A 24,642-nucleotide genomic window follows, 5' to 3' on the forward strand; every position below is an offset into this window, starting at 1 on the left:
GTCGACCCCACGAGGGGACCAACGGGCGAGCCAGCATCATCGAGAAACATAAATCCGACGATCCGAGCCACCCTCTCGACCCAGAACCTGCGGCCGCTTTGAAAATTCAGACTTCTAAAACAAAAACGGCGCAGCCCTTTTCAGGTGCTGCGCCGTTTTCTGCTATTAAATAGCTGTTTGTAATGGTGCGGACGGAGAGACTCGAACTCTCACACCTTGCGGCGCTGGAACCTAAATCCAGTGTGTCTACCAATTCCACCACATCCGCATCAAGCTTTTAAAGCAAAGGCGCCAGACTGTTAATCTGGCGCCTTTCTAAATATGGGGTGGACGAAGGGGATCGAACCCTCGACAACGGGAGTCACAATCCCGTGCTCTACCAACTGAGCTACGCCCACCATATTGCCATGTTGCGTTACTTGTGCCAAAGCTGCCTAATGGCGCACCCGGCAGGACTCGAACCTGCGACCATCCGCTTAGAAGGCGGATGCTCTATCCAGCTGAGCTACGGGCGCCTTGTTAATCTGTATTCTTGGACGATTACAAACTAAGTGCTTTCAGTCTCACCGAATTAAACATCAACTCTGCTCGACCTTCTTAACCAGTGCTAGGCTGTGCCCGACAAGTGCGACGAATGTTATAGGTGACCCTGAAGGTCGTCAACTCTTTTTTAAAAAAAATTCATTTAATTAAAGGGGTTAGGGGAATTTGCAGACCAAGCGCCTTTGCCCTCACCTCATGACATGCGAGAATGCGTTCTCTTTTTTTCCCCTCTCGATGGTTAATCACGCGCAATGACTGCACAACTAATCGACGGCAAATCGATCGCCGCCAGCCTGCGCCAGCAGATCGCCAAACGCGTCAACGAGCGTCGCCAGCAAGGTCTGCGCACGCCCGGCCTCGCGGTGATCCTGGTCGGCAGCGATCCTGCCTCTCAGGTTTATGTCTCGCACAAGCGTAAAGACTGTGAAGAGGTCGGCTTCATTTCCCAAGCCTACGACCTGCCTTCCGAAACCACTCAAGAAGCGCTGACCGATCTGATCGATCGCCTGAACGACGACCCGGCGATTGACGGAGTTCTGCTTCAGCTTCCTTTACCTGAACACCTGGACGCCTCCAAATTGCTGGAGCGCATTCGTCCAGACAAGGACGTCGACGGTTTCCACCCTTATAACGTCGGCCGCCTCGCCCAGCGTATTCCGCTGCTGCGTCCGTGCACGCCTAAAGGCATCATGACGTTGCTGGAAAGCACCGGTGTCGATCTCTACGGGATGGACGCAGTGGTTGTCGGGGCTTCCAACATTGTTGGCCGCCCGATGGCGATGGAATTACTGTTGGCCGGCTGCACCGTGACCGTCACCCACCGCTTCACCAAGGATCTGGCAGGCCACGTCGGTCGCGCCGATCTGGTGGTGGTCGCCGCCGGCAAGCCGGGGCTGGTAAAGGGTGAGTGGATCAAGGAAGGCGCGATCGTGATCGACGTCGGCATCAACCGCCAGGAAGACGGCAAACTGGTCGGTGACGTGATCTACGACACCGCCCTGCCCCGCGCCGGCTGGATCACTCCAGTCCCGGGTGGTGTTGGCCCGATGACCCGCGCTTGCCTGCTGGAAAACACGCTATACGCAGCCGAAACACTGCACAGCTGATTCCACCGGCTACGCCGAACAAACAAGAAACCCCGCCATTGGCGGGGTTTCCTGTTTTCAGGCACGGCTCAAGTAATGCCCCTCAAGGACTGCAGGTCAAAGAAGCGGCGAAAATCCCATACCATCCTAGACTGATACTCGAAACATCCTCATAAACCGTAGACGCGAATCGGGAAGTACGCGCAAAGCCTGGAAGGCATCACGCATGAATCCTCCTAACCTGACTGGACATCGTTTTTTCGTTTTCTCTGGAAAACTGGCTGGCTTGCTTTACAGCCTCTGCTGCTACCTGTTTTTCCTGCTGACCGTTCTATATCTGATTGGATTTCTCGCAGGTATCGGAGTCCCCAAAGATATCAATTCAGGACCACGCATCACATGGCCTCTGGCGGTGCTGGTTGATGCCATTCTGATTACGTTGTTTGCCGCACAACACAGTGGCATGGCGCGAAAAAACTTCAAGCGATGGTGGATGAGGTTCATCCCCGCCACGCTGGAGCGCGCTACCTACGTACTCTCCAGTTGCCTGGTGCTCACCTTGTTGTTTGTGCTTTGGCAGCCTATCGCAACGCCCGTCTGGAACGTCGAATCGCCCTGGGGCAAAGGGCTGCTCATCTCACTGTTCTGGCTAGGCTGGGGCATCGTGCTATTGGCAACCTTCCTGATCAGCCACTTCGAGCTATTCGGTGTGAAGCAAGCGCTTGATGCCTGGCGCAAGCGCATCCCCGAAAAGCCCACCTTCAAATCGCCATGGCTCTACAAACTTGTCCGCCATCCCTTGTACGTCGGCTTCCTGATTGCATTCTGGGCGACGCCCGACATGACCACAGGGCATCTTCTGTTTGCGGTACTCAGTACCAGCTACATCCTGATCGGCGCGCACCTGGAAGAAAAAGACCTGGTCGATTCGCTTGGAGAGGTATACCAGTGCTATCAGCAGGAGGTCGGAATGCTTGTGCCCAAGCGGAACCAGACCAAAGGGCGCTGAGCACAAAAACCACCCGCAATCTCAGGCACCCACAGTGCCTGAGACTAAACACGGCATAAGCATCCCCCTCCCGCACCTTCGCCTCATTTTTTTCATTTAAAGCACTCTCCATACAGGCAGCTAGCGCTTTCGTAGCTCATACTCCTAAAATGCGTCGTTTTTAAAGAAACAACCCGTTACAAAACGGCTTATCCACACCTAACGAGTCTGCCAGCGTGAAAATCCGTCTTTCCATCCTGAGCCTTTTTTTTGCATTTACAGGGACTTTCACCACGCCAATGGTCAACGCTGCCGACACCACTTCGGCACCGCGAGATACGTCAACACTGAAGATCGCTTCCGGCAGCGCATTGCTGATGGATCTGCAGACCAACAAAGTCATCTATGCCAGCAACCCTGACGTGGTTGTACCGATCGCTTCCGTCAGCAAACTGATGACCGGCCTGGTCGTGGTTGAAGCCAGACAGAACATGGACGAATACATCTCCATCAACATCAGCGACACGCCGGAAATGAAAGGTGTGTTTTCCCGAGTGAAACTCAACAGCGAAATGCCGCGCAAGGAAATGCTGCTGATTGCCCTGATGTCCTCGGAAAACCGCGCTGCCGCGAGCCTGGCCCATCACTATCCGGGCGGCTACGTCGCGTTCATTGCCGCAATGAATGCCAAAGCGAAAGCACTGGGCATGACCAGCACGCACTTCGTCGAACCCACCGGTCTCTCCCCTCGCAACGTGTCCACGGCTCGCGACCTGAGCAAACTGCTGATCGCTGCGCACAAGTACCCACTGTTGACTGAGCTAAGTACCACCAAGGAAAAAACCGTCTCGTTCCGTAAACCCAACTACAGCCTGGGTTTCCGTAATACCGATCATTTGGTCAACAAACCGAACTGGGACATCAAACTGACGAAAACCGGCTTCACCAACGAGGCCGGTCACTGCCTGGTGCTGGTCACCAGCATGGGCAATCGCCCGGTTGCGCTGGTCATCCTCGATGCTTTCGGCAAATACACACACTTTGCCGATGCCAGCCGTATTCGCAGCTGGGTGGAAACCGGCCAAGGCACGAAAGTGCCGTCTGTAGCCTTGCAGTACAAATCCGACAAGAACCTCAAGCATCGTCAGAGCGGCGTGGTTGAAGCGTCGAAATAACTAAACGACAGATAAAAGAAAGCCCCGAATATTCGGGGCTTTTTTTCGTCCGGCGTCAGTCATTGGGCAGCGGCATCTGGTCGTCATCTGGAATGCCATCCCCGGCACTCGGATCTCTCGTGCCGTGGGGATGTTCCGTTGGCACTACCATTGGACGCGCCAAGGGATCCCTTAACGGATCGTTCGGATCCATCACGGGGTCGATGTCCTTTTCGGGGGTGGTTGGAACGCTGTCCGGACGTTTGTCGTTGAAACTCGAATCGGTAGACATACGCACCTCACTCAGGCTCAGAGTTTCAGATCGGCAAGTGGATCGTAAGGCTTCGCGGGAGCCTTGGAATTGTCGCCCGGCTTCACATCCCTGGGCGCCTTGGCAGGTCCGATGGGGTCGACCTGAGGATCGGCGAGGTCCGGCGAATCGGGATCGAAGCCCAACTCATCACCCGAAGAATGCTCAGACGAGTGCGGGCCGTCGGGGGTAGTGGAATGTGCCATGGGCGCCTCCTTTGAGTCTGGCCCGGAGAAATCCGGGCCCTACTTCATTAGAGGTCAGCAAAGTGCAGGGGTGCCCGACAGATGACGAACGGACTTATTGCGCGTTCAGCGCTTTCTTCGCTCTGGCGGCTGCCTGCTCCTGACCTGCCTGGGCAAGGTCACTCGCCGCCTTGAGCCATCGCTGTTGATCGACATTGGCCGGCAGTTGATTCGGCTTCTGGATCAGCACGGCCCAGCCACCGGCATCCTTGAGCGCCGATTCAAACGAACCGAAGCCCATCAACTCCCGACGATTCATGCCCGAGCGCAGCAGCACTGTCTGCTTCTGACGGTTGTACCCGGCAAGAATGGCGTAACGCGGTTCAGCCCAGAACGCCGAGCCTTCCGTGAAACGCACCATTACCGGGTAACCGGCCGCCACCTGGGTCAACAGTGCAGGCAGATTGCTGTCGAGGGGATAGACGACCATGCCGTACTCGCGAGCGAGGTTCTGCATGTTCTGCTGCAACTGGGCTTCGGCACCCGGCAAATGCAACGGTTTTTCGAGCAAACCTGGCGTAATCACAATGCCTTGCTGGGACAACATGCTGGCCAGCACTTGCGGCCCACTCTGATTCGCCACGCCACGGTAGAACGTGCCACTGAGCTCGACACGCTCCGGCAGGCGCTTGATTTCAGGCGCCACACCCGCGCAGCCAGCCAGGCCTGCCACGCAGCCAACGACCAGCACTAACGATCGAATTCGAGAAAATACCCGCACCATCATCACTCTCTTGATTTAGACGCCAGGCATTCGGCTCCCGGCTTGGCCGTCGATCATAGGACGCCGCGCGGCGGCGGTATAGCCTTAACCGGCAGATGACGGGATTCGATAGAGCGAACTGATTGGTGTCAGCTGACCTTTGGTCAATAGCCTGAAACACAGCAGCGACTAGACTGTCATGTGCAAAGAGTGTGTGCCCGCAGCAGGGCGAAGAGGAGGCACTGATGAGCCTGACAATGACCATTGTGATGTTGATTTCTGGCTGGCTGGCCGTTGCCGCCGCCATGTTATGGGGAGTCCTGCGCATTACCCGCCGGCACCATCATCCGGCTCAGTCGACGCCGGTGGCGAAACCCGATAAAACCGCTGAACAGCACGCTACCGCGCACTGACCGACACCCTTATGTATTCAAACAAAAACGGCCGCCTGGGCTCTTGAGCGCAGGCGGCCGTTTCGTTTAACGCAGGTTATGCTTCAGCGGCGATACGCTTCTGCTTTGCCCGTCGCGACATCATGTTCAAACCCTCGATCGTCGCCGAGAACGCCATGGCCGCATACACGTAGCCTTTCGGTACATGGGCGCCGAAACCTTCGGCGATCAGCGTCATGCCGATCATGATCAGGAAGCCCAGCGCCAGCATCACCACCGTCGGGTTGTCGTTGATGAACTTGGCCAGAGGATCAGCCGCCAGCAACATCACCAGTACCGACACCACCACCGCGATGATCATGATAGGCAAATGCTCAGTCATGCCGACAGCGGTAATGATGCTGTCGATGGAGAACACCATGTCCAGCAGCAGGATCTGACCGATCGCGGCGGCAAAGCCCAAGGTCACGGTCGAGGTGGCCGACGTCGGATCTTCCGGCGCCGGGTCCATGCTGTGATGGATCTCGGTGGTCGCCTTCCACAACAGGAACAGGCCGCCGGCAATCAGGATCATGTCCTTCCAGGAGAACGTCTGGCCGAAGATATCGATCACAGGCTCAGTCAACTGGACGATGAACGCGATGGTGCTCAACAGCGCCAGTCGCAGGATCAGCGCCATGCCGATACCGATGCGCCGCGCCTTCTGCCGGTGCTGCTCGGGCAGTTTATTGGTCAGGATCGAAATGAAGATCAGGTTATCGATGCCGAGTACGATTTCCATGACGATCAACGTAGCCAGGGCAACCCAGGCGGTGGGGCTTGCAGCAAGTTCTAAAAGGTATTCCATGGGTCAGTCCTGACTCTTTTAAGACGGTTTAAATTTCCTGGGACGAGGATTCGGTTTTGTCCGTTTCTTTGGCCGGTTGTTCTTTCTTGCTGATCAGCCCACCCGTGGCATCACTGATTGCCTGCTCTGCGGCTTTGTGGGTGTCGTCGATCGCTTGCTTGGCGGTTTCGGCAGCCTTGCCCATCAGTTGCTGAGCGCTTTTTTCGGCCTGGTCACAACCGGCCAACACCAGTAAAGACGTGATCAACAGTGCCGTGGTTTTAAGCTTCATGATGCTTTCCTCGATAGAACAAACCGGGCCGAAACGATGGCCCGTTGATAGCGAGGCATTCTAGGGAGGCAAACACTTCAGGAAAATTCGTATTTTTAGCGGTTATACTTCGGTTTTAACGAACTATAGGTCGCCATGCTCAACTATCGGCAATTGCATTATTTCTGGGTGGTGGCCAAGACCGGCAGCATCGTGCGCGCCTGCGAGCAGCTGAACCTGACGCCGCAGACCATCAGCGGGCAGATTTCCCTGCTCGAACAAACCTATGGCATCGAGCTGTTTCGCCGGGTCGGCCGGCAGCTGGAACTCACCGAAGCCGGGCGTCAGGCCCTGCCCTACGCCGAGCAAATGTTTCAGCTGGGCGGCGAACTGGAGCTGATGCTGCGAGCACAGCCCAATGAACAGCAGATTCTGTTTCGGGTAGGGGTGGCCGATGTGGTGCCCAAATCCATCGTCTATCGCCTGATTGCGCCGACCATGGAATTGAGCGAGCCGCTGCGCATCACCTGTCGCGAAGACAAACTGGAACGCCTGCTCGCCGACCTGGCGATCCAGCGGCTCGATCTGGTGATCTCCGACAGCCCGATGCCCTCGCACCTGGACATCAAGGGCTACAGCCAGAAACTCGGGGAATGCGGGATCAGCTTCTTCGCCACTGCTGAACTGGCGGCGCAATACGGTCAGGATTTTCCCCGCAGCCTGCACGGCGCACCGCTGCTGATTCCAGGGCCGGAGACCGTGGTGCGCAGTCGCTTGCAGCGCTGGTTTGCCGAGCAGCAGATCCAGCCGCGCATCGTCGGCGAGTTCGACGACAGCGCCTTGATGCAGGCGTTCGGCCAATCCGGCAGCGGGATCTTCATCGGCCCGAGTGTGATTGCCGATGAAGTGATACGCCAATACGGCGTGGAGTTGATTGGCCAGACCGACGCGGTGACCGAGTCGTTCTACGCCATTTCGGTGGAACGCAAGGTCAAGCACCCCGGCATTGTCGCCATTACCGAAGGTGCCCGACGCGAGCTGTTCACCGAGATGTGAGGTATCAGGCGCAGACTTCGCGGGGCTTGAAGGTCATCAGCGCGATGGCCAAGAGGATCGAGGCGAGGATAAAAGCGGCCGCCGCGAAACCAAGACCTTGCAGGCCTACACCGTCGATGACCCTACCGCCGATCATGGCGCCCAGGCCGATCCCGAGGTTAGCCCCGGCAATGTTCAGCGATGCCGCGAACGCCGGCGCTTCGGGTGCGGCCTTCATCAATCGCACATGGCTGACCAGGAACAACGCCGCCTGAGTCACGCCCCAGATCCCCATCGCCGCAGCCAGACCCAGCGGCGAATGAATGTTCGGCACCAACGCCACCAGGCCGGCGATCATGAACGCACAGAACATCATCGAGGCGATCAACGGATGACGATCCACCGCGCGGCCGCCCAGTGAGTTGCCGATCAACCCGACCGCACCGAAGCCCATCAGGCACCAGCCGACCACCGTGCCGTTGAAACCGGCCAGGCGTTCAAGAATGTCCGCCAGATAGGTATAAGCGGTGAACATGCCGCTAAACACCAGGACCGACAGCAGCACATGCCCCACCATCAGCGGGCTGCGCAGGATTCTGAACTGCGAGCGAAAGCTCACCTGATGCTGATGCAGATTGGTTTTCGGCAGGTAGATAAACAGCAGCAACGCCTTGGCAAACGCGATCACCGCCAGAATGCCGAAGGCACTGCGCCAGCCGAACGCATCGGAGATCAGTGTGCCCACCGGAATGCCGAACACCGTGGCGCAAACAATGCCGAAACCAATCTTGGCGATGGCGCGACCGGCGTAGTCCGGGCCGACAATGTCCACCGCGGTTTCACTGGCCAGCGCCCAGAACACTGGCAACCCCAACGCGGGGATCAATCGGGCGACGGACATCACCCAGATGTTCGGCGCAAACGCCGCAAGGGTGTTGGCCAGGCCGAACATGATCAGCACCGAGATGAACAATTTGCGGCGCTCGAACCTTGCGAAATAGGCGGTCAGGAACGGCCCGAATGCGGCGACCGTGAAGGCGAACAATGTCACCAGCAAACCCGCTTGCGGGATGGTGACTTCAAGGTCTCGAGCGATCGCCGGCAACAGGCCGACGATGATGAATTCCGTGGTCAGCACCGTGAAACCGGCAGCAGACAACAGAAGGATGGGCAACAGCATGCAGAACTCCAGAAAACGACGACACCAGCGATAGCCCGAAGGCCCACTGGCATGACTTGAAAATGAGGATGGCGAATCTTAACAGAGTGTTTCCGATCAGGGTTGCACGAACCTGCCGATCTCGTTGACCCCGCGGGTGGCAGATCGTCACAGGTCTGAAGGATGAAGACCACGCTGTGATAAAGTCCGCGCCCTGCGATATGTACACCTTATTCATCGGCCATTGATTGGCATTGATGTCGCGATACCCCCGCACCTAAAAAAATCAGAGATGCCGTTTTATGACCGTTTCATCCCCTTCGCTATGGTTACGCCTGAAACGCTTAAGCCTGGTCACACAAATCATCATCGGCCTCATAGCCGGGATTGCCCTGGCCCTGTTCGCGCCGGAGGTGGCGAAGTCCACCGCGTTTATCGGAAAAGTCTTCGTATCGGCGCTTAAAGCTGTCGCGCCGATTCTGGTGTTCGTGCTGGTCATGGCCTCGATTGCCAACCATAAGCACGGCCAGGAAACCCACATCCGACCGATTCTGTTTCTGTATCTGCTGGGAACGTTTGCGGCGGCGGTGGTGGCCGTTGTCGCCAGTACGCTGTTCCCGTCGAGCCTGGTACTGGCGACTCACGACGTTGCGATCACCGCGCCGGGCGGTATCAGTGAAGTGCTGCAAAGTCTGCTGTTGAGCGTGGTCGACAATCCGGTCAGCGCGCTGATGAATGCCAATTTCATCGGCATTCTGGCGTGGGCGATTGGTATGGGCGTTGCCATTCGCCATGCCGGTGACACCACTCGCGAGGTGCTGGGTGACCTGTCCAATGGCGTGACCTTGATCGTGCGATTGGTGATTCGTTTTGCGCCGCTGGGCATTTTCGGTCTGGTGGCTTCGACCCTCGCCACCTCCGGTTTCGGTGCCTTGATCGGCTACGTGCATCTGCTGGCGGTGTTGCTGGGCTGCATGCTGTTTGTAGCGCTGGTGATGAACCCGGTCATCGTGTTCTGGAAACTGCGTCGCAACCCGTATCCACTGGTGATCATGTGCTTGCGCGAAAGCGGTATCACCGCGTTTTTCACCCGCAGCTCGGCGGCGAACATTCCGGTCAATCTGGAATTGAGCAAGCGCCTGGGCCTGCACGAAGACACCTACTCAGTCTCGATCCCGTTGGGCGCGACCATCAACATGGCCGGCGCGGCGATCACCATTACCGTGCTGACCCTGGCCGCCGTGCATACGCTGGGCATTGCCGTGGACGTTCCGACGGCCATCCTGCTGAGCGTCGTCGCGGCGATCTGTGCCTGTGGTGCCTCGGGCGTGGCGGGCGGCTCGTTGCTGTTGATTCCACTGGCGTGCAGCCTGTTTGGCATTCCAAGCGAAATCGCCATGCAGGTGGTGGCGGTCGGTTTCATTATTGGGGTGCTGCAGGATTCGGCGGAAACCGCGCTGAACTCCTCCACTGATGTGCTGTTCACTGCGGCTGCGTGCCTGGGCGAAGAACAGAAGGCCCAACGCCTGGCGTAACAAAGATCAAAAGATCGCAGCCTCGTTTCACTCGACAGCTCCTACATTGAAATGCTTACCCCCTGTAGGAGCTGTCGAGTGAAACGAGGCTGCGATCTTTTGATTCACCAAAAAAAGCCCGCCAAGGTGCGAACCTTGGCGGGCTTTTGTATATCCGGGCGGCTTAGAACGCGCCCATGTAATCACGCTTGCCCACTTCCACACCGTTGTGACGCAGCAGTGCGTAGGTGGTGGTGACGTGGAAGAAGAATTGCGGCAGACCGTAGCTCAGCAGGTAAGCCTGGCCAGTGAAGCGCTTCTCTTTCGGCGTGCCCTGACGGGTGATGATTTCGATGCCTTCCTTGCCGTCGATCTGTTCCGGTTTGATCTCGCCGATGAAGGCCAGCACTTTGGCGATCAGCGCTTGCAGCTCGGCGAAGGTGGTTTCGGTGTCGTCGTACTTCGGCAGTTCAACTTCGGCCAGACGCGCGGAAACGCCCTTGGCGAAATCAACGGCGATCTGCACCTGACGAACCAACGGGAACATGTCCGGGTACAGACGGGCTTGCAGGAAAGCATTCGGGTCGATGTTCTTGGCGGTGGCGTGGGCTTCGGCCTTGTTCAAAACGTCGCTCAGGGCGTTGAGCATTTGTTTGAAAACCGGAACGGAAGCGGCGTACAGGGAAATAGTCATGGCAGTCTCGTGTTGTGACAGGAGGGAAACGTGGGGCGATTATAGCCATGCGCGGTCCCCCTGCGGCGGGTCTTTTATCCGGTGGGGAAACGCAGCGCACCTCTGAACGATCTGCGCACGTTAGCCCCTTGCCGGCATGAAAACTTCAACTTCATCAGTGTTTTTCTGCACTCGCCGACAGACCGGCCTTCGATTGAGTGAACCGGTAAAACAGATTGGGCTCGCTCACAATGTAAAGCTCGCCGGCGTTGTCCATGGTCATGCCTTCGGCTTGCGGCGGCGTATGCTTGAGGTCACCCGCCATGGCGCGCAGGGAGAGAATACTGACGAAGTTACCCTGCTGGTCCAGTTCGGTCACGTTGCTGGACTCTTCGCTTAGCAACAGTAAGTGGCCGGTCCGAGGATCGTAGTAACCCTCGGAAAGGTCTTTGCTGAAAACGCCGCGGTCGACCCAGGTCGTCAAGTCCTTGATACGGATCTGCATTCGGTTGCCAATGGAGCCGAGCATGCCGGTGATTGAGTACAGTTGCCGCGGATCACGCTCCTTGATGGCGAAGATGCGGTCATTGGCCGAGTCATAGGTCACCCCTTCAAACCCCTTGTTATGCTGGCTCAGGTTGATCCCAATGGCGAGTGATTCGGTTTGCTCTTCACGGATGGGTCCAGCGGTGTCCGGCAGGGTGAAAATGTGCAGCCGCTGCTGCCGTTCATCAACGATGACCACCCGCCCTTTGCCCATGTAAGCAATGCCTTCGGTGTCCTCGAAACCGATCAATGGGTAGCGTTCGATCAAATCGCCGTCACGGGTCAGCGCCAGAATTTCCATAGGCACACCATTGGTGATACCCAACAAGCGGTCGTGATCAGGGTCATAGGCGATACCGGACAAATCGGTGATGCCCGGGATCGGTTTGCCTTCGATCGCGACCTTGTAGTCTGGCAGCCAGATATTTTTGTCTGGCGCCTTATTGCCATACCAGCTGTTATGCCAGTGCGCGTACAACTGCCCGTGCCAGCTAAAATGAACGGAAACCACGCTAACGCCGACCAGCACGGCGATCAGCAGAACGCCAACCTTCCCTGTTTTGCTCATGCTTTTTTCCGATCCCAAGTAAATCGATAGACATTGACGGGTTGTGCCGGATGACATTGGCCGTTATCGGCATCGGCGCCGACGATCGACCACTGTGCACGGGAGGTTTCGCCCAACTCACGCGCGGCCTGGGGATTGAAACACTGGCTCAACAGTTCGTCGGGGACCAAGGCGTACGCCTGAGGGTGTTCGCGCAGCCACAGTGCCGCCTGCTCGACCGTGGAGCCGACCATCCCGAAGTGCACGATCGGTTGTCGCGCGAACAGCCAATGGCCCTCGCGCCAATTGACCAACACCAGGTCGGCGCCTTGAGTCATGGTCGCCGCCTGCGCCATGAGCGCCTCATGAGGGTTGGGACCGTCCTTGATCGGTTCGATGAAACCGCGGGCAATCCAAAGCGCAAACCAGGTCACGACCAGCGCCTGGAATACTCGCCGACCCCGCGGACGCTGACTGAACCAGCGCTTGAGCAGCCAGGGAATCAGCGGTGCAGCCACCAGCACCAGCCCGGGCAGCGCCGGGTAGATGTACAACTTGCGTTTGCCGCTGCTGATACAGAAAAACAGCACCACCAGCACGACCCAGCCCAGCAGCACCAGCACTCGGCCGTCGCGCTTGTGCAGTTGCCGGCGCCAAGCGGGCACCAGCCACGGCAACGCGAGTACCAGCGGCAGCCAATATTGCGGGATCACGTGAACGAAGAAATACCAGAACGGTTCGCGATGGTCCCAGGCGGCCGCATAGCGTCCGGCGGTCTGGCGCAGCAGAATTTCTCGCGCATAGGCGATCTCGTCAGCAGTGCCATTGAGCGCGATGGACAAGGCCAAGGGCAGTAACCAGATCGCGATGGCACCCAGCATGACCAACAGTCCCAGCAGCCACTTGCGCGCCTCGCCCGGCATGGCCACCACACCGGGCCAACCTTTGCGCACCGCGTAGGCATACGGAATCAGCATCAGGGCCGGGACGAAGCCAACCCCTTTGGTGATCACACCAATGCCCATGGCAGCGCAACCCAGGTAGAACCAGCGCCAGGCCGGCCCGAGCAACAGGTGCCGCGCCAGACCGTACATACCCACGGAGGTGAACAGAATCAAAAAGCTGTCGATCTGGCCGGTCTGCAGGATGCTGTAGGTCTGATAGGTCGCCAGGTACAAGAGCGCCGCCATCCGACCGACACGCTGATTCCATAACCGACGGCCCAGGTCATAGACCACGGCGGTAACCGTCACGGCCGATAGAAGCCCCGGCAGGTACAGGGCGATGGAGGGTTTACCGGTGAGCCAGGCGAAGAACGCCACGGTCCACATGAAAATTGGCGGTTTGTCGCCGTAGATCTCTGCCGCACGGTGCGGAATCAGCCACGAGCCGTGCTGCAGCATCTCGAGCGCAACGCCAAGGAATCGCTCCTCATCGACATTCTGCGGCTGACGCAGCCCCAGCCCGGCACCGATCAAAACCAGGGCGAGCAACATCAAACCCAGGCATTCGACCCGGGGTGATAACGTTCTGCGCATGACTCAGTCCTTTAAGTGTTTGCTGCGGGCAATCAACTGCAAATTGCGCAGATAAACGATCGAGCCAAAGGCTTGACCGGCAATGAACACCGGGTCCTCCCGGTAAATGGCATAAGCGAGCAGCAGGGCGCTACCGACGATGCTCAGGTACCAGAAACTCACTGGAATCACGCTGCGTTTCTTGTATTCGCTGTACAGCCACTGCAGGACGAAGCGACCGGTAAAGGCTATCTGGCCGGCGAAGCCGACCACCAGCCACAGGGTTTCACGGGAGAGATTCATCCTTCGATTTCCTGCGCATTGGCGTTCAGGCGCGTGCGCCGGATCAGCCACCAGACGCCGATCAGGTCGAGAATGCCCACCAGGGCACGGTCGAGGTTGCCGTATTTGGAGACCCCGGCCGTGCGGTGCCTGTGGTTGACCGGATGGGTGATCATTCGGCCGTTGTGGCGCTGGATCAGTGCAGGAATGTACCGATGCATATGATCGAAGTACGGCAGGCGCAGAAACGCCGCCCGCTCGATCAGTTTCAATCCGCAACCGGTGTCCGGTGTCTGGTCCTTGAGCATGCGGCTGCGCAATCCATTGGCAAACCGTGAAGCCCAGCGCTTGCTCGCGTTGTCGCGGCGGTTGACCCGGTGCCCGGCCACCAACTGAATGCCGGCCAGCCCCTGTTCACCGCGCACCAACGCCAACATCCCGGGGATGTCCGCAGGATCGTTCTGGCCGTCGCCATCGAGCGTGGCCAGCCATTGCCCCTTGGCAGCAAATGCCGCATGGTAAAGCGAGGTACTTTGCCCAAGCGAACGCTCATGACGCAGGATACGCAGCGTGCTCAGGCCGTTGTTTTTGATCTGCCGCAGTTCGTGCAAAGTGGCATCGGTACTGCCATCGTCCACGACGATGATTTCGTACGCCTCATCGGCCAAGGCCATGCGCACTTCTTCAATCAAGGGCTTAAGGTTGTTTGCTTCATTTTTTGCCGGAATCAGTACAGATACAAAAATTTCATGACTCATAGGGTCCCCCCTTTAATCCTTGGTTTCTTATTATCAAGGGCGAACATTTCATCTCTGATAAAAGTGGCGATACCATTTCACAAATTCCGCTACACCCTCTTCCACCGTCACCTGAGGGTGGAAGTCGACCCATTGGGTCAATGCCGACACGTCAGCCCAGGTCTTGACCACATCACCAGGCTGTAAGGGTAAAAAGTTGCGCTGCGCTTTGATCCCCAGCGCCGATTCCAGACAATCGACGAATTCCAGCAGTGCTACCGGCATGCCACGCCCGATATTGAAAATCCGGTTAACGCCGTCGCCCTCCCCGTCCGGAATCGGCGGCCGTGGGCGCAAACGGGCGACACTTTCGACAATGTCATCGATGTAAGTGAAGTCGCGCGCCATCTGGCCGTGATTATAGATATCGATCGGCAGGCCGTTGAGGATCCCTTCGGTGAACTTGAACAGCGCCATGTCGGGGCGCCCCCAAGGTCCGTATACGGTAAAAAAGCGTAGGCCGCTGGCCTTCAGCCCATACAAATGACAGTAGCTGTGAGCCAGCAACTCATTGGCACGTTTGCTGGCCGCGTACAGTGAAATAGGGTGATCGACAGCGTCTTCGACACTGAACGGCATTTTGCTGTTGGTACCGTACACCGAGCTGCTTGATGCATAGATCAGGTGCTCGGGGCGATAGTGACGGCAAGCTTCCAGCACATTCAGAAAACCCACCAGGTTCGATTGCGCGTAGACGTCCGGGTTATCCAGTGAATAGCGAACTCCCGCCTGGGCCGCCAGGTGCACAACCTCGGTAAAACGATGCTCTTTGAACAACGCCATCAGTGCCGGTTTGTCGACGATATCCAGGGTCTGAAAACGAAAGCCTGGCAAGGATGCAAGCTCGTTGAGCCGTGCGCGTTTAAGCTCAACGCTGTAATAGTCGTTGAGGTTGTCGATACCGATGACGTCAAGACCTTCCCGGCACAAACGCTTAACAGTGTGATACCCGATGAAACCGGCAGCGCCAGTGACCAGAACGGTCATCAGGAGTACGCGCCGATCAGCGCACTGTGCTTGGCCAATACCCACGTCAGCTTCATGCTTTGCTCCATAGTCCAGTCAATAAGGCTTATATCGTCGATGGGAGAACTACCGGATGCCCACAATAAAGTCCGCCAGTTCTCGGCCCTGCATACGTTGCTCGTCGGATTGTAAAAATAACGTTAATTATTCATTTAGGTTTTGTGATGATTGCAAAGAAGGCGTGACGAATTCAGTTGCCATTGACACACGTCAATCTAAAGTGCATGCCAGCAGGAGCAAAAATTGCCTCCGGGAAGGATAAAGAACCATGAGTACTGAGCAAGAGATGACCTTAGACGAGTCGCGGCTTAACAGCACGGAAATCCGCATACTGGGCTCGTTGATCGAGAAACAGGCCACCAGCCCGGAAACCTATCCGCTGACGCTCAATGCGTTGGTGATTGCCTGCAACCAGAAAACCAGCCGCGAGCCGGTGATGAACCTGACCCAGGGTCAGGTCGGCCAGAGCCTGCGCGCCCTCGAAGGACGCGGCTTTACCAAGCTGGTGATGGGCAGTCGTGCTGATCGCTGGGAACACAAAGTCGACAAGGCACTGGAACTGGTGCCGGCTCAGGTCATTCTTGCGGGGCTGCTGTTCCTGCGCGGTCCGCAAACGGTCAATGAACTGCTGACTCGCAGCGGCCGCATGCATGACTTCGAAGATGCCGAACAGGTGGTGCATCAACTGGAACGCTTGATCGCTCGCGGTCTGGCGCTGTTGATTCCGCGCCAGGCCGGTCAGCGTGAAGACCGCTACATGCACGCCTTGGGCGACCCGGCGGACATCGAAGTGATCCTGGCAGCACGGCAGAACCCGACCGAACGTGGCGCGGGTGGCGGCGTATCGGTTGAGCGGGTCGAAGAGCTGGAGGCGCGAATTGCGGCGCTGGAAGAGCGTCTGGCCCGCCTCGAATAACCCTGCGCTACTCGCCGTCCCAGTAATCCACGCCGTCCGCCGGCCTGGCGACGGCGACGAAGCCCGAGGTATTGCCCTCGGCATCGACCTTGAAGTCGTCCATCACCGCATACTTGCCGGAATCCGGGTACTCGCAAATTTCGGGTGATTGCTGGGTGCTGACCGCCAGGTAGCGCAGCTCAGCGTTGCTGGTGTTGATGATCTGGTGCGCGGCTTCAGGGCCGCCCGGCGGGCAGGCAATGACATCACCGGCGCGAACAGGAAAGCGCTCGGCGCCCAAGCGAATCTCCCCTTCCCCGGCCACGATGTAAAACATCTCCTCGTTGACCCGATGACTGTGAAACGGGCTGCCACGCATCCCCGGTTCCAGCGCGTACAGGCGATAACCCAGCTTCTGCGCACCCAGTTGCTGGCCGATCCGCGCCTGCCGTTGCTGATAGCGGTCGGCGGTGTCTCCCGTCGGGGCAAACGCTTCGGGCAGCGGCTCAAGCTCGGCCTGATCCAGATTAAGAATGGCAGGACGCATGAGTCACCTCCGTCACGGTTTCGCTTGCTGGGCAGCAGGATAGCCAAGGCCACTGCGGGCAAATTCCACGGCTTTGTGAAACTGCTCATCGGTCGGCCGCACGCCGGTGTACAGCACGAACTGCTCCAGCGCCTGGATCGCGATCACTTCCAGCCCGGTGATCACTCGCTTGCCTTCAGCACGAGCGCGCACAATCAACGGTGTTTCCGAGGGGACTGCCACTACATCGAAGACAGTCTCGGCAGCAGCGATGGTTTCAACATCGAACGCCAGCAGATCGGCTTCGGGGCCGGACATGCCGATCGGTGTGACGTTGATCAGCATCTGCGGCCGCTCCGAGCCCAGCTCCGCTTGCCATCGATAGCCCAGCGAGTCGGCCAACGCCCGTCCGGCACGCTCGTTACGGGCGACGATCAGGCCATTTTTGTAGCCACCATCGCGCAAGGCGCTGGCCACAGCCTTGGCCATGCCGCCGCTGCCGCGCAGGGCAAAGGTCAATTCCTTCGGTACCTGGTGGGTGTCAAGCAACTGGGCGATCGCGATGTAGTCGGTGTTGTAAGCCTTGAGATGGCCGTTAGTGTTAACGATGGTGTTGATCGATTGAATAGCCGCAGCGGAGGCGTCCAGTTCATCGACCAGGGCAATGCTGGCCTCCTTGAACGGCATCGACACGCCGCAACCACGAATCCCCAAGGCGCGAATACCAACAACGGCGCCTGGCAGATCCTGACTGCTGAAGGCCTTGTAGTAAAAATTCAGCTCCAATTGCTCATACAGATGATTGTGAAACCGCAAACCGAAGTTCCCGGGACGTGCGGAAAGCGACATGCACAGCTGGGTGTCTCTGTTGGGGTTCATCTGCATGAAAAATCTCCTTGAATAGCACTTTCAGATGGACGGGATTAGCCAATCCATCGGGTCTGATCGATCATAACGGTGTGTCTGCACGCGGCCTCACTGAACTGTAAAGAAGCCAGTACAGACCTTACACAAAATTTACCCAACGGCTGTGCTGATTTTGAAAAAAACGCTGTCTTAGAAGTATCCCCGCGACAATCCTTGGGTCTATTGCAGACACAAGCGCCGGGGCGAAGAACCGAGGAACTATCATGATCCGTAAAATCCCCACAGTAGCCTTGCTGATCGGTGCTCTTGCTATCGCAGGGCAGGCAGAGGCTGGCGGCGGTCACGGCGGTCACGGTTGGGAAGGACCGGCGGTATTTGGCGCTATCGTTGGCACGGCCATCGTCGGTTCGGCCCTCATCAACAGCAACCGGCCGGTCTATGTACAGCAACCGGTTTACGCTCAACCACAACCGGTTTACTACGGCCCGCCACCGGTTTATTACCAGCCGGCACCGGTCTACGTGCAACAACCGGTCTATTACGGCCCGCCGCCGGTTTATTACGGCCCGCCACGTGGTTATTACGGTCCACCGCGCGGTTACTACGGCCCTCCCCACGGCTATGGCCGCTGGTAACGGAATCAACAGGCTCCGCCTCAACAGCGGGGCCTTTTTTGTGACCGTCCGTCGGCAGAGGTCTGGATAAATCTCGCCAAGGTCGCTGTCGGGACAGTCTTTGCGGTTCAAGTTGGCAAGATTGACTTGCCACCCTTCCCCCGCTTTTGGGAAAACGGTCATATTTATGTCATGTCGGATCCGCAATCTTGGATCTGTCCGTTAACAACAGGTTGATAAAAACAAGGACGACCTCATGCCCACGCAAAACCCGCACCGCATTGTCGGCTTGTGCACTTCCAGCAAGGTGTACAACGCACTGACCGAACTCAAGCACCTGGAAGGCCATCGCAGCGCCAAGTTTCTTTCGCTGCTGGCAGAAAACCTGGTGCGAAAAGGCCTGCTCAACGAGCAGGAAGTGGTTCATATGCTGGACCTGGTGGTCGACTGAAGCGATGACTCATTGGCATCAATGACGACTATCGAAAGCGTTGATTGTCCGTTCAAGCGCCCGGTCCGTAAGGTAGCTCCACAGATTGATGGAGGTACTTATGTCCCAGGTTCAGATCATGTCCGTTATCGGCAGCGCCGTTCCCGCACCGCTCAGAGAGCTAGGATTGCTCGCCTGTTGGTACCTGGTGCAGGACGGCGAACCGATCAGCGGTCCGCTCACCTCGCTGCCAGCCGCCCAGGCACTGTCGCAACGTATTGGCCACGGCCATCTCAGCGCTTAAGGCAGCTGCACCCGCGGCTTGGTTTCAATGAAGATGGCCCAGCTCGACATGAACAGCGCAGCGATCAGCGGCCCGATCACAAAGCCATTGAGGCCGAAGATCGCCAGACCGCCCAGGGTCGAGATCAGGATCAGATAGTCCGGCATCTTGGTATCCTTGCCCACCAGGATCGGTCGCAGCACGTTATCCACCAAGCCGATCACAAAAACCCCGAACAACCCCAACACCACGCCTTGCCAGATCGCCCCGGTGAACAGGAAAAACGCCGCCACTGGCGCCCAGACGATCCCCGCTCCCACCGCTGGCAACAGCGACAGAAACGCCATCAGCACCGCCCAGAGCAGCGCGCTCGGAATATCCAGAAACCAGAAAATCAAACCGCCCAATGCGCCCTGCGTGATCGCCACCAGCAGGTTGCCCTTCACTGTCGCCCGAACCACGCGATTGAACTTGAGTTGCAAACGACGTTTCTGGTGCTCTTGCAGCGGTACGGCAGCGCGTACTTTGCGGGCCAGTTCGGCGCCGTCCCGCAGAAAGAAGAACAGTAGGTAGAGCATGATGAAAAAACTCACCACAAAATCGAACGTACCCTGACCGACACTGAAGACTTGCGTGGCGATAAACTCATTGCCTGTCACCGCACTCTTGATGATCTTCTCTCGCAGCCCTTCCAGCTCGCCAACCCCGGCCCGATCGAGCAAGTGCTGGAAGTACGGCGGCAGGCTGTGTTTGAAATGCGTCACATACCCGGCGATGTCCAGTTCGCCGCTTTCGATGCTCTTGTAAACCGCAGCCCCTTCCTGGACCAGCAAGATACTGAGGACGATCACCGGCAGAATCGCGATCACCAGGCAGATACTCAGGGTGAGCAGCGACGTCAGATTGCGCTCCCAGCCGAACTTCAGTTGCAGTCGTCGCTGCAGGGGCGCGAAGAGGATGCCGAGGATCACCGCCCAGAACACCGCGCCGTAAAACGGCAGCAAAATCCAGATGAACGCGGCGGTGACCAGCCCCAGCAAGATCACCAGTGATTTGTTTTGTACTGTCTCTTCGTTCATGTCCGATCCATGTCAGTCCGCAAGGACACAATGTCGCGTCCAGATGCTTAGTCCGCCACGGTTCGCGCGAGTGCCATCCGTTTGTTCATCAAGCATAGATCCAGATCAATGAACCTCGCGGGCAAGCCGCTTACTCTCGGCGGCTTTTGTGACCGACTCTGCCATGACTCTCCTGCCTCCAGAACTGCTCGCCCCCGCCGGCACCCTGAAAAACATGCGATATGCCTTCGCCTACGGCGCCGACGCGGTGTACGCCGGTCAGCCGCGCTACAGCCTGCGGGTGCGCAATAACGAATTCGATCACGCCAATCTCGCCCTCGGCATTCACGAGGCCCAGGCTCAGGGCAAGCGCTTCTATGTGGTGGTGAACATCGCCCCGCACAACGCCAAATTGAAAACCTTCCTCAAAGACCTGGCGCCGGTGATTGCCATGGCGCCGGATGCGCTGATCATGTCCGATCCAGGCCTGATCATGCTGGTCCGCCGGCATTATCCGCAGATGCCGATTCACCTTTCGGTACAGGCCAACACGGTGAACTGGGCCAGTGTCGAGTTCTGGCAGCAACAAGGCTTGAACCGGATCATCCTGTCGCGGGAACTGTCCCTGGAAGAAATCGCCGAAATCCGCGAGCAAGTCCCGGCGATGGAGCTGGAGGTGTTCGTCCACGGCGCCTTGTGCATGGCCTACTCCGGTCGCTGCCTGTTGTCGGGTTACATGAACAAGCGCGACGCCAATCAGGGCAGTTGCACCAACGCCTGTCGCTGGAAATATTCGGCGCAAGAGGCCACGGAAAATCAGCTCGGCGAGATCGTTCAGACCTTCCAGCCCGAACCAACCCTGGGCATTGGCGCCCCGACCGACCAGGTGTTCCTGTTGCAGGAAGCCAATCGGCCCGACGAACTGATGCCGGCCTTCGAAGACGAACACGGCACTTACATCATGAACGCCAAGGACCTGCGCGCGGTGCAGCATGTCGAGCGCCTGACGCAGATGGGCGTGCACTCACTGAAAATCGAGGGCCGGACCAAATCCCACTTTTATTGCGCGCGAACCACTCAGGTTTACCGTCGGGCGATCGACGACGCGGTGGCTGGTCGCGAGTTCGACCGCGGTCTGATGACGGATCTGGAATCCCTCGCCCAGCGCGGCTACACCGAAGGTTTTCTGCGGCGGCATGTGCATGACGAATACCAGAACTACCAGCACGGCAGTTCAGTGTCGGAGCGGCAGCAGTTTGTCGGCGAGCTGACCGGCGAGCGGCGTGACCGGATGGCGGAGGTCAAGGTGAAGAATCGATTTGGTCTGGGCGACCACCTGGAACTGATGACGCCCAAGGGCAACTTCCAATTCGACTTGCATGAGCTGCAAAACGTTAAAGGCGAGCCGATCGAGGTGGCGCCGGGGGACGGGCATACGGTGTACCTGCCGATTCCGGATGCGGTGGATTTGCGGTTCGGGTTGTTGATGCGCGATGTCAGCGTCACATGATCATCAAGAACACACAACTCCCCTGTGGGAGCGAGCTTGCTCGCGATGACGGAATCACAGCCAACATCATTGTTGAATGTTAAACCGCTATCGCGAGCAAGCTCGCTCCCACAGGGGCTCAGGCAAACTCTTCACGCAACATCCCCACAAACGCTTCCCGCGCCGGGTGAACCCCGGCGTTTTCATGCCAGTAAAACAGGTTGTCGATCGCCGTCAGCTCAGGGAACTCATACCCCGCGCAACCCGCCCCTTTGGCGTACTGATCAAACACGCCTTTTGGCACCAGCGCGACACCCGCCCCGGCACTGACACAGCCGACAATCGCCCCGTAACTGGCCAGGCTGACAATCGGCAATGCCTGCCCCTGCCGCAGCAACCAATGTTCCAGCGCCGCCCGGTAGGGACAGCCCTGAGGCCACATGAATACGGTCTTGTCCTGCAAATCCGCGATGTCACGCACTGGCCCCAGGGACGTCGAGGCAATCAGCAGCAGCTCCTCGCGGTACATCGGCGTGCGCTTGAGGTGTGAGCGCTCGACATCCACCGCAACGATCGCGCCGTCGAGCCGGTGATTGAGCGTGTCGTCGAGCAATTGGCTCCAGGTGCCGGTGCTCAGTTCCAGCGCAACGCCGGGGAAACGCTTGTGGAATTTCGCCAGCAAACGCGGCAATCGACCGGTCGCCGACGACTCGATGGCGCCAATGCGCAACGGCCCGGACGGCTCGGCCGAAGGGTCCACCGCGCGCTTGGCTTCCGCCGTCAGGGCGAGAATTTTCGAGGCATAAGCCAGAAAGGTCTGCCCCGCCGGGCTGATTCGCAGCCCTCGGCCCTCGCGCAGAAACAGCGCGACACCCAGTTCCGCTTCCAGGGACTTGATCCGTGCCGTGATGTTCGACGGCACGCAATGCAACAACTCGGCCGCCCGGGCGATGCTGCCGACCTCGGCGACGGTCTTGAACATGCGTATCTGTGCCAGCTCCATACATCACCAAAAGTGAAGAGTTGACGCACTATAAGTCAGTTGTGGCGAACAGTCAGGCTTCTGATACTGGGTGCATCCGCCTACAGGTGCCCGATCATGAAGCCTCTCACGCCCTCCCCCGGTTCTCCCGTCAAACTCATCCTGGCCATGGCATTTGTGGTCGGCTGCTGGGGTTACTCACCGACCGGCATTCACATCGGCTTGCAGGCCTATGAGCCTGGTCATCTGGCCTTGCTACGGTTTCTATTAGCGTCGGCATTCATGGCGGTGGTTGCGGTGTTCCGAGGCATCAGCCTGCCGAACAGGCGTGACCTGCCGCTGCTGTTCGCGCTCGGTTTCTTTGGCGTGAGCCTGCACCATGTCGCGCTGAATTTCGGCCAGCAAAGTATCAGCGCCGGCGCTTCCAGTGTGTTGGCGCAATCAACGCCGTTGTTCAGCACGCTGCTGGCGCGCTTCGTGTTCAAGGACCGGGTGAGCGCGTGGCGATGGGGCTGCGTTTTTCTGGGATTGATCGGCGTGGTGATTGTGGTGGCCGGGGATCACGGACTGGGGAGCATCGACACCCACGGATGGCTGATTGTGCTGGCGGCGGTGTCATGGAGTTTCTACTTTGCCTTGCAGAAGCATCACTCGCGGCGCTACGACGGGCTGACGCTGGTGTGTTACACGGTTTGGTTCGGGACGCTGCTGCTGTTGGTTTATCTCCCGGGGCTGGTGAGCCAGGTCATCACCGCTCCGGCTGAAGTGCAGCTGGCGGTCATCGGGTTGGGCATTTTTCCAAGTGCCCTCGCGTATCTCGCCTGGGCCTATGTGCTCACTCATGTGGATTTGAGCCGCGCGACGATGACGCTGTATCTGATTCCACCGACCGCCATGGCGATTGCCTCTTTTGCGCTGGGCGAGCGGCCGACGTTGATGATCGTTGGGGGAGCACTGGTGGTGCTGGTCAGCGTGTTGGCCTTGAATCTGGAGCGCAGACCGGTGGTTACTCGAGTAACCAGCGCCTGATCCAGACCGGCGCCAATGCGACTGACGCCTTCGCGAAATGTAGGGTCAGCGATCGGCCGAAAACCGGTCGCGGCTGTTGGTCAGGTGCAGCCACATGGCCGCCCGCGCCGCATCCGGATCCTGGCGTTTGATCGCATTGAGAATCGCCTCGTGCTCAAGGTTGGCCAGTTGCCCGAGCTTGCTCAAGTCCACTGCGCCGCGCTCGGCGGCATTGACGCGGGTGCGCGGGATCATGGCGCTGCCCAGGTGCTGCATGATTTCGGTGAAGCACACGTTGCCGGTGGCTTCGGCGATCAGCAGGTGAAAGCGCTTGTCGGCTTCGACGCAGCTGTCGTTGTTGGCCAGCAGGCTTTGATAGTCGTCCAGCGCTTCGCGCATTTGTGCCAACTGATGATCCGTGCGACGGGTTGCGGCCAGTGCAGCGGCCTGGGTTTCCAGGCCCATGCGCAACTCCAGAATGCTGCGCACCCCCAGCGCGGTATCGACGTTCAACCGCAACCCCTGCTCCGGTGCCCGTTCAATAACGAAGGTGCCAATGCCGTGCCGGGTCTCCACCAACCCGGACGCCTGCAACTTAGAGATCGCCTCGCGCACCACCGTGCGACTGACCCCGTGCTCCTGAACAATCGTGTTCTCGGACGGCAGCTTGTCCCCGGGCAGCATCTGGCCGAGCAAGATGCTCTGGGTCAGTTTGGCGACCAGGTCATGGGCCAGGTTGTGGGTGCGCTTGCGGGCAGGCGCGTCGAGGTCTTCTTGCATGGCGATCATCCGGAAGCAGGGCTAACGGAATCGTAGCACTGCGCTCGACGGGAATCCCAGGAAAACGCCGACCAACTTGTATGACAACACTCAACAA

General features: G+C 58.3%; 29 protein-coding genes and 3 tRNA genes. 12 read left to right on the plus strand and 20 right to left on the minus strand.

What is annotated here, in order from left to right; genetic code table 11:
- Positions 1 to 183 precede the first annotated feature (183 nt).
- From ACYZTZ_RS18420 to ACYZTZ_RS18430, 3 genes are all read right to left on the minus strand, one after another.
- Positions 184 to 268 (minus strand) — tRNA-Leu (locus ACYZTZ_RS18420).
- A 54-nt stretch (positions 269 to 322) separates the two neighbouring features.
- Positions 323 to 398: transfer RNA gene (locus tag ACYZTZ_RS18425), tRNA-His, on the minus strand.
- Between the two features lie 40 nt (positions 399 to 438).
- Positions 439 to 515 (minus strand) — tRNA-Arg (locus tag ACYZTZ_RS18430).
- 279 nt (positions 516 to 794) lie between these two features.
- On the opposite strand from ACYZTZ_RS18430, the gene folD reads away from it, so the two are divergent.
- The 3 genes from folD to pbpG all read left to right on the plus strand — a co-directional run bounded on the left by folD (position 795) and on the right by pbpG (position 3,791).
- Positions 795 to 1,649 carry a bifunctional methylenetetrahydrofolate dehydrogenase/methenyltetrahydrofolate cyclohydrolase FolD gene (gene folD / locus ACYZTZ_RS18435; protein ID WP_008148421.1) on the plus strand — a complete coding sequence of 285 codons (855 nt, stop codon included), beginning with the start codon at positions 795 to 797 and terminating at the stop codon, positions 1,647 to 1,649.
- A gap of 205 nt (positions 1,650 to 1,854) precedes the next feature.
- A complete protein-coding gene (gene mddA / locus ACYZTZ_RS18440; protein ID WP_461999266.1) occupies positions 1,855 to 2,637 on the plus strand; it encodes a methanethiol S-methyltransferase in 783 nt (260 codons plus the stop codon).
- Between the two features lie 215 nt (positions 2,638 to 2,852).
- Positions 2,853 to 3,791 (plus strand): D-alanyl-D-alanine endopeptidase, encoded by a 939-nt coding sequence (gene pbpG / locus ACYZTZ_RS18445; RefSeq protein ID WP_150656386.1) that lies wholly within the window; start codon positions 2,853 to 2,855, stop codon positions 3,789 to 3,791.
- 55 nt (positions 3,792 to 3,846) lie between these two features.
- Here the strand turns inward: pbpG and ACYZTZ_RS18450 are convergent, their stop codons facing one another.
- The 3 genes from ACYZTZ_RS18450 to ACYZTZ_RS18460 form a co-directional block, all read right to left on the minus strand.
- On the minus strand, positions 3,847 to 4,062 hold the full coding sequence (locus ACYZTZ_RS18450; protein WP_074878456.1) for a hypothetical protein: 216 nt from the start codon (positions 4,060 to 4,062) through the stop codon (positions 3,847 to 3,849).
- Between the two features lie 17 nt (positions 4,063 to 4,079).
- Complete coding sequence (locus tag ACYZTZ_RS18455) at positions 4,080 to 4,286, minus strand: DUF6021 family protein (protein ID WP_461999267.1); 207 nt, start codon at positions 4,284 to 4,286, stop codon at positions 4,080 to 4,082.
- A gap of 94 nt (positions 4,287 to 4,380) precedes the next feature.
- Positions 4,381 to 5,049 (minus strand): lipoprotein, encoded by a 669-nt coding sequence (locus tag ACYZTZ_RS18460; protein ID WP_046047581.1) that lies wholly within the window; start codon positions 5,047 to 5,049, stop codon positions 4,381 to 4,383.
- A 224-nt stretch (positions 5,050 to 5,273) separates the two neighbouring features.
- On the opposite strand from ACYZTZ_RS18460, the gene ACYZTZ_RS18465 reads away from it, so the two are divergent.
- Entirely contained in the window at positions 5,274 to 5,441 is a 168-nt protein-coding gene (locus ACYZTZ_RS18465; protein WP_165934015.1) for a hypothetical protein, read from the plus strand.
- A 76-nt stretch (positions 5,442 to 5,517) separates the two neighbouring features.
- On the opposite strand, the gene ACYZTZ_RS18470 is transcribed toward ACYZTZ_RS18465, so the two are convergent.
- Together ACYZTZ_RS18470 and ACYZTZ_RS18475 are read right to left on the minus strand one after the other, a co-directional pair.
- Positions 5,518 to 6,267, minus strand: a complete 750-nt coding sequence (locus ACYZTZ_RS18470; protein ID WP_046047582.1) for a TerC family protein — start codon at positions 6,265 to 6,267, stop codon at positions 5,518 to 5,520.
- Between the two features lie 28 nt (positions 6,268 to 6,295).
- On the minus strand, positions 6,296 to 6,538 hold the full coding sequence (locus tag ACYZTZ_RS18475) for a hypothetical protein (protein WP_008148410.1): 243 nt from the start codon (positions 6,536 to 6,538) through the stop codon (positions 6,296 to 6,298).
- A 135-nt stretch (positions 6,539 to 6,673) separates the two neighbouring features.
- Between ACYZTZ_RS18475 and nhaR the strand changes: the two genes are divergently transcribed.
- A complete protein-coding gene (nhaR, locus tag ACYZTZ_RS18480; RefSeq protein WP_461999268.1) occupies positions 6,674 to 7,573 on the plus strand; it encodes a transcriptional activator NhaR in 900 nt (299 codons plus the stop codon).
- 4 nt (positions 7,574 to 7,577) lie between these two features.
- Here nhaR and ACYZTZ_RS18485 read toward each other — a convergent pair whose 3' ends face one another.
- A complete protein-coding gene (locus ACYZTZ_RS18485) occupies positions 7,578 to 8,732 on the minus strand; it encodes an MFS transporter (RefSeq protein ID WP_461999269.1) in 1,155 nt (384 codons plus the stop codon).
- 281 nt (positions 8,733 to 9,013) lie between these two features.
- Here ACYZTZ_RS18485 and sstT point away from each other — a divergent pair, with 281 nt between their 5' ends.
- Entirely contained in the window at positions 9,014 to 10,246 is a 1,233-nt protein-coding gene (sstT, locus tag ACYZTZ_RS18490) for a serine/threonine transporter SstT (RefSeq protein WP_461999270.1), read from the plus strand.
- A gap of 163 nt (positions 10,247 to 10,409) precedes the next feature.
- Here the strand turns inward: sstT and ACYZTZ_RS18495 are convergent, their stop codons facing one another.
- The 6 genes from ACYZTZ_RS18495 to ACYZTZ_RS18520 all read right to left on the minus strand — a co-directional run bounded on the left by ACYZTZ_RS18495 (position 10,410) and on the right by ACYZTZ_RS18520 (position 15,574).
- On the minus strand, positions 10,410 to 10,919 hold the full coding sequence (locus ACYZTZ_RS18495) for a DUF1993 domain-containing protein (RefSeq protein ID WP_008148402.1): 510 nt from the start codon (positions 10,917 to 10,919) through the stop codon (positions 10,410 to 10,412).
- A gap of 154 nt (positions 10,920 to 11,073) precedes the next feature.
- The gene (locus tag ACYZTZ_RS18500) at positions 11,074 to 12,012 is read right to left on the minus strand and encodes an SdiA-regulated domain-containing protein (RefSeq protein ID WP_461999271.1); all 939 of its coding nucleotides are present in this window, start codon (positions 12,010 to 12,012) and stop codon (positions 11,074 to 11,076) included.
- Positions 12,009 to 13,529, minus strand: coding sequence for an ArnT family glycosyltransferase (locus tag ACYZTZ_RS18505; protein WP_461999272.1), 1,521 nt, complete (start codon positions 13,527 to 13,529; stop codon positions 12,009 to 12,011). Before ACYZTZ_RS18505 ends, ACYZTZ_RS18500 begins: the two co-directional genes overlap by 4 nt.
- Before the next feature lie 3 nt (positions 13,530 to 13,532).
- Complete coding sequence (locus ACYZTZ_RS18510) at positions 13,533 to 13,811, minus strand: lipid-A-disaccharide synthase N-terminal domain-containing protein (RefSeq protein WP_008148397.1); 279 nt, start codon at positions 13,809 to 13,811, stop codon at positions 13,533 to 13,535.
- Positions 13,808 to 14,548: a glycosyltransferase family 2 protein gene (locus ACYZTZ_RS18515; RefSeq protein ID WP_461999273.1), complete on the minus strand. Its 741-nt coding sequence runs from the start codon at positions 14,546 to 14,548 to the stop codon at positions 13,808 to 13,810. The genes ACYZTZ_RS18510 and ACYZTZ_RS18515 overlap by 4 nt, the downstream gene beginning before the upstream one ends.
- 48 nt (positions 14,549 to 14,596) lie before the next feature.
- Positions 14,597 to 15,574, minus strand: a complete 978-nt coding sequence (locus ACYZTZ_RS18520; protein ID WP_461999274.1) for an NAD-dependent epimerase — start codon at positions 15,572 to 15,574, stop codon at positions 14,597 to 14,599.
- A 307-nt stretch (positions 15,575 to 15,881) separates the two neighbouring features.
- On the opposite strand from ACYZTZ_RS18520, the gene ACYZTZ_RS18525 reads away from it, so the two are divergent.
- On the plus strand, positions 15,882 to 16,529 hold the full coding sequence (locus ACYZTZ_RS18525; RefSeq protein ID WP_461999275.1) for a YceH family protein: 648 nt from the start codon (positions 15,882 to 15,884) through the stop codon (positions 16,527 to 16,529).
- Between the two features lie 7 nt (positions 16,530 to 16,536).
- Here the strand turns inward: ACYZTZ_RS18525 and ACYZTZ_RS18530 are convergent, their stop codons facing one another.
- Together ACYZTZ_RS18530 and ACYZTZ_RS18535 are read right to left on the minus strand one after the other, a co-directional pair.
- On the minus strand, positions 16,537 to 17,055 hold the full coding sequence (locus tag ACYZTZ_RS18530; protein ID WP_461999276.1) for a cupin domain-containing protein: 519 nt from the start codon (positions 17,053 to 17,055) through the stop codon (positions 16,537 to 16,539).
- 12 nt (positions 17,056 to 17,067) lie between these two features.
- Complete coding sequence (locus ACYZTZ_RS18535) at positions 17,068 to 17,919, minus strand: shikimate 5-dehydrogenase (RefSeq protein ID WP_461999277.1); 852 nt, start codon at positions 17,917 to 17,919, stop codon at positions 17,068 to 17,070.
- Between the two features lie 245 nt (positions 17,920 to 18,164).
- On the opposite strand from ACYZTZ_RS18535, the gene ACYZTZ_RS18540 reads away from it, so the two are divergent.
- The 3 genes from ACYZTZ_RS18540 to ACYZTZ_RS18550 all read left to right on the plus strand — a co-directional run bounded on the left by ACYZTZ_RS18540 (position 18,165) and on the right by ACYZTZ_RS18550 (position 19,249).
- A complete protein-coding gene (locus ACYZTZ_RS18540) occupies positions 18,165 to 18,536 on the plus strand; it encodes a hypothetical protein (protein WP_046047593.1) in 372 nt (123 codons plus the stop codon).
- A gap of 235 nt (positions 18,537 to 18,771) precedes the next feature.
- On the plus strand, positions 18,772 to 18,966 hold the full coding sequence (locus tag ACYZTZ_RS18545; RefSeq protein ID WP_003179723.1) for a hypothetical protein: 195 nt from the start codon (positions 18,772 to 18,774) through the stop codon (positions 18,964 to 18,966).
- Positions 18,967 to 19,066: 100 nt separating this feature from the next.
- Positions 19,067 to 19,249 (plus strand): hypothetical protein, encoded by a 183-nt coding sequence (locus ACYZTZ_RS18550; protein ID WP_461999278.1) that lies wholly within the window; start codon positions 19,067 to 19,069, stop codon positions 19,247 to 19,249.
- On the opposite strand, the gene ACYZTZ_RS18555 is transcribed toward ACYZTZ_RS18550, so the two are convergent.
- The gene (locus ACYZTZ_RS18555) at positions 19,246 to 20,307 is read right to left on the minus strand and encodes an AI-2E family transporter (protein WP_461999279.1); all 1,062 of its coding nucleotides are present in this window, start codon (positions 20,305 to 20,307) and stop codon (positions 19,246 to 19,248) included. The genes ACYZTZ_RS18550 and ACYZTZ_RS18555 overlap by 4 nt on opposite strands.
- Before the next feature lie 163 nt (positions 20,308 to 20,470).
- Between ACYZTZ_RS18555 and trhP the strand changes: the two genes are divergently transcribed.
- A complete protein-coding gene (trhP, locus tag ACYZTZ_RS18560) occupies positions 20,471 to 21,796 on the plus strand; it encodes a prephenate-dependent tRNA uridine(34) hydroxylase TrhP (RefSeq protein ID WP_461999280.1) in 1,326 nt (441 codons plus the stop codon).
- Positions 21,797 to 21,914: 118 nt separating this feature from the next.
- On the opposite strand, the gene ACYZTZ_RS18565 is transcribed toward trhP, so the two are convergent.
- The gene (locus tag ACYZTZ_RS18565) at positions 21,915 to 22,778 is read right to left on the minus strand and encodes a LysR family transcriptional regulator (protein WP_461999281.1); all 864 of its coding nucleotides are present in this window, start codon (positions 22,776 to 22,778) and stop codon (positions 21,915 to 21,917) included.
- A gap of 96 nt (positions 22,779 to 22,874) precedes the next feature.
- Between ACYZTZ_RS18565 and ACYZTZ_RS18570 the strand changes: the two genes are divergently transcribed.
- Complete coding sequence (locus ACYZTZ_RS18570; protein WP_461999282.1) at positions 22,875 to 23,786, plus strand: DMT family transporter; 912 nt, start codon at positions 22,875 to 22,877, stop codon at positions 23,784 to 23,786.
- Between the two features lie 45 nt (positions 23,787 to 23,831).
- Here the strand turns inward: ACYZTZ_RS18570 and ACYZTZ_RS18575 are convergent, their stop codons facing one another.
- Positions 23,832 to 24,545, minus strand: a complete 714-nt coding sequence (locus ACYZTZ_RS18575; RefSeq protein ID WP_046047599.1) for a FadR/GntR family transcriptional regulator — start codon at positions 24,543 to 24,545, stop codon at positions 23,832 to 23,834.
- Positions 24,546 to 24,642: the final 97 nt, after the last annotated feature.

This window comes from Pseudomonas sp. LB3P58, assembly GCF_054897895.1.

Excerpts from the sequence above, each read along its gene's own strand:
- folD (WP_008148421.1), top strand. The coding sequence starts at position 795 with ATGACTGCACAACTAATCGACGGCAAATCGATCGCCGCCAGCCTGCGC.
- mddA (WP_461999266.1), top strand. The coding sequence starts at position 1,855 with ATGAATCCTCCTAACCTGACTGGACATCGTTTTTTCGTTTTCTCTGGA.
- ACYZTZ_RS18450 (WP_074878456.1), bottom strand. The coding sequence starts at position 4,062 with ATGTCTACCGATTCGAGTTTCAACGACAAACGTCCGGACAGCGTTCCA.
- ACYZTZ_RS18455 (WP_461999267.1), bottom strand. The coding sequence starts at position 4,286 with ATGGCACATTCCACTACCCCCGACGGCCCGCACTCGTCTGAGCATTCT.
- ACYZTZ_RS18460 (WP_046047581.1), bottom strand. The coding sequence starts at position 5,049 with ATGGTGCGGGTATTTTCTCGAATTCGATCGTTAGTGCTGGTCGTTGGC.
- ACYZTZ_RS18465 (WP_165934015.1), top strand. The coding sequence starts at position 5,274 with ATGAGCCTGACAATGACCATTGTGATGTTGATTTCTGGCTGGCTGGCC.
- ACYZTZ_RS18470 (WP_046047582.1), bottom strand. The coding sequence starts at position 6,267 with ATGGAATACCTTTTAGAACTTGCTGCAAGCCCCACCGCCTGGGTTGCC.
- ACYZTZ_RS18475 (WP_008148410.1), bottom strand. The coding sequence starts at position 6,538 with ATGAAGCTTAAAACCACGGCACTGTTGATCACGTCTTTACTGGTGTTG.
- nhaR (WP_461999268.1), top strand. The coding sequence starts at position 6,674 with ATGCTCAACTATCGGCAATTGCATTATTTCTGGGTGGTGGCCAAGACC.
- ACYZTZ_RS18485 (WP_461999269.1), bottom strand. The coding sequence starts at position 8,732 with ATGCTGTTGCCCATCCTTCTGTTGTCTGCTGCCGGTTTCACGGTGCTG.
- sstT (WP_461999270.1), top strand. The coding sequence starts at position 9,014 with ATGACCGTTTCATCCCCTTCGCTATGGTTACGCCTGAAACGCTTAAGC.
- ACYZTZ_RS18495 (WP_008148402.1), bottom strand. The coding sequence starts at position 10,919 with ATGACTATTTCCCTGTACGCCGCTTCCGTTCCGGTTTTCAAACAAATG.
- ACYZTZ_RS18500 (WP_461999271.1), bottom strand. The coding sequence starts at position 12,012 with ATGAGCAAAACAGGGAAGGTTGGCGTTCTGCTGATCGCCGTGCTGGTC.
- ACYZTZ_RS18505 (WP_461999272.1), bottom strand. The coding sequence starts at position 13,529 with ATGCGCAGAACGTTATCACCCCGGGTCGAATGCCTGGGTTTGATGTTG.
- ACYZTZ_RS18510 (WP_008148397.1), bottom strand. The coding sequence starts at position 13,811 with ATGAATCTCTCCCGTGAAACCCTGTGGCTGGTGGTCGGCTTCGCCGGC.
- ACYZTZ_RS18515 (WP_461999273.1), bottom strand. The coding sequence starts at position 14,548 with ATGAGTCATGAAATTTTTGTATCTGTACTGATTCCGGCAAAAAATGAA.
- ACYZTZ_RS18520 (WP_461999274.1), bottom strand. The coding sequence starts at position 15,574 with ATGACCGTTCTGGTCACTGGCGCTGCCGGTTTCATCGGGTATCACACT.
- ACYZTZ_RS18525 (WP_461999275.1), top strand. The coding sequence starts at position 15,882 with ATGAGTACTGAGCAAGAGATGACCTTAGACGAGTCGCGGCTTAACAGC.
- ACYZTZ_RS18530 (WP_461999276.1), bottom strand. The coding sequence starts at position 17,055 with ATGCGTCCTGCCATTCTTAATCTGGATCAGGCCGAGCTTGAGCCGCTG.
- ACYZTZ_RS18535 (WP_461999277.1), bottom strand. The coding sequence starts at position 17,919 with ATGCAGATGAACCCCAACAGAGACACCCAGCTGTGCATGTCGCTTTCC.
- ACYZTZ_RS18540 (WP_046047593.1), top strand. The coding sequence starts at position 18,165 with ATGATCCGTAAAATCCCCACAGTAGCCTTGCTGATCGGTGCTCTTGCT.
- ACYZTZ_RS18545 (WP_003179723.1), top strand. The coding sequence starts at position 18,772 with ATGCCCACGCAAAACCCGCACCGCATTGTCGGCTTGTGCACTTCCAGC.
- ACYZTZ_RS18550 (WP_461999278.1), top strand. The coding sequence starts at position 19,067 with ATGTCCCAGGTTCAGATCATGTCCGTTATCGGCAGCGCCGTTCCCGCA.
- ACYZTZ_RS18555 (WP_461999279.1), bottom strand. The coding sequence starts at position 20,307 with ATGAACGAAGAGACAGTACAAAACAAATCACTGGTGATCTTGCTGGGG.
- trhP (WP_461999280.1), top strand. The coding sequence starts at position 20,471 with ATGACTCTCCTGCCTCCAGAACTGCTCGCCCCCGCCGGCACCCTGAAA.
- ACYZTZ_RS18565 (WP_461999281.1), bottom strand. The coding sequence starts at position 22,778 with ATGGAGCTGGCACAGATACGCATGTTCAAGACCGTCGCCGAGGTCGGC.
- ACYZTZ_RS18570 (WP_461999282.1), top strand. The coding sequence starts at position 22,875 with ATGAAGCCTCTCACGCCCTCCCCCGGTTCTCCCGTCAAACTCATCCTG.
- ACYZTZ_RS18575 (WP_046047599.1), bottom strand. The coding sequence starts at position 24,545 with ATGCAAGAAGACCTCGACGCGCCTGCCCGCAAGCGCACCCACAACCTG.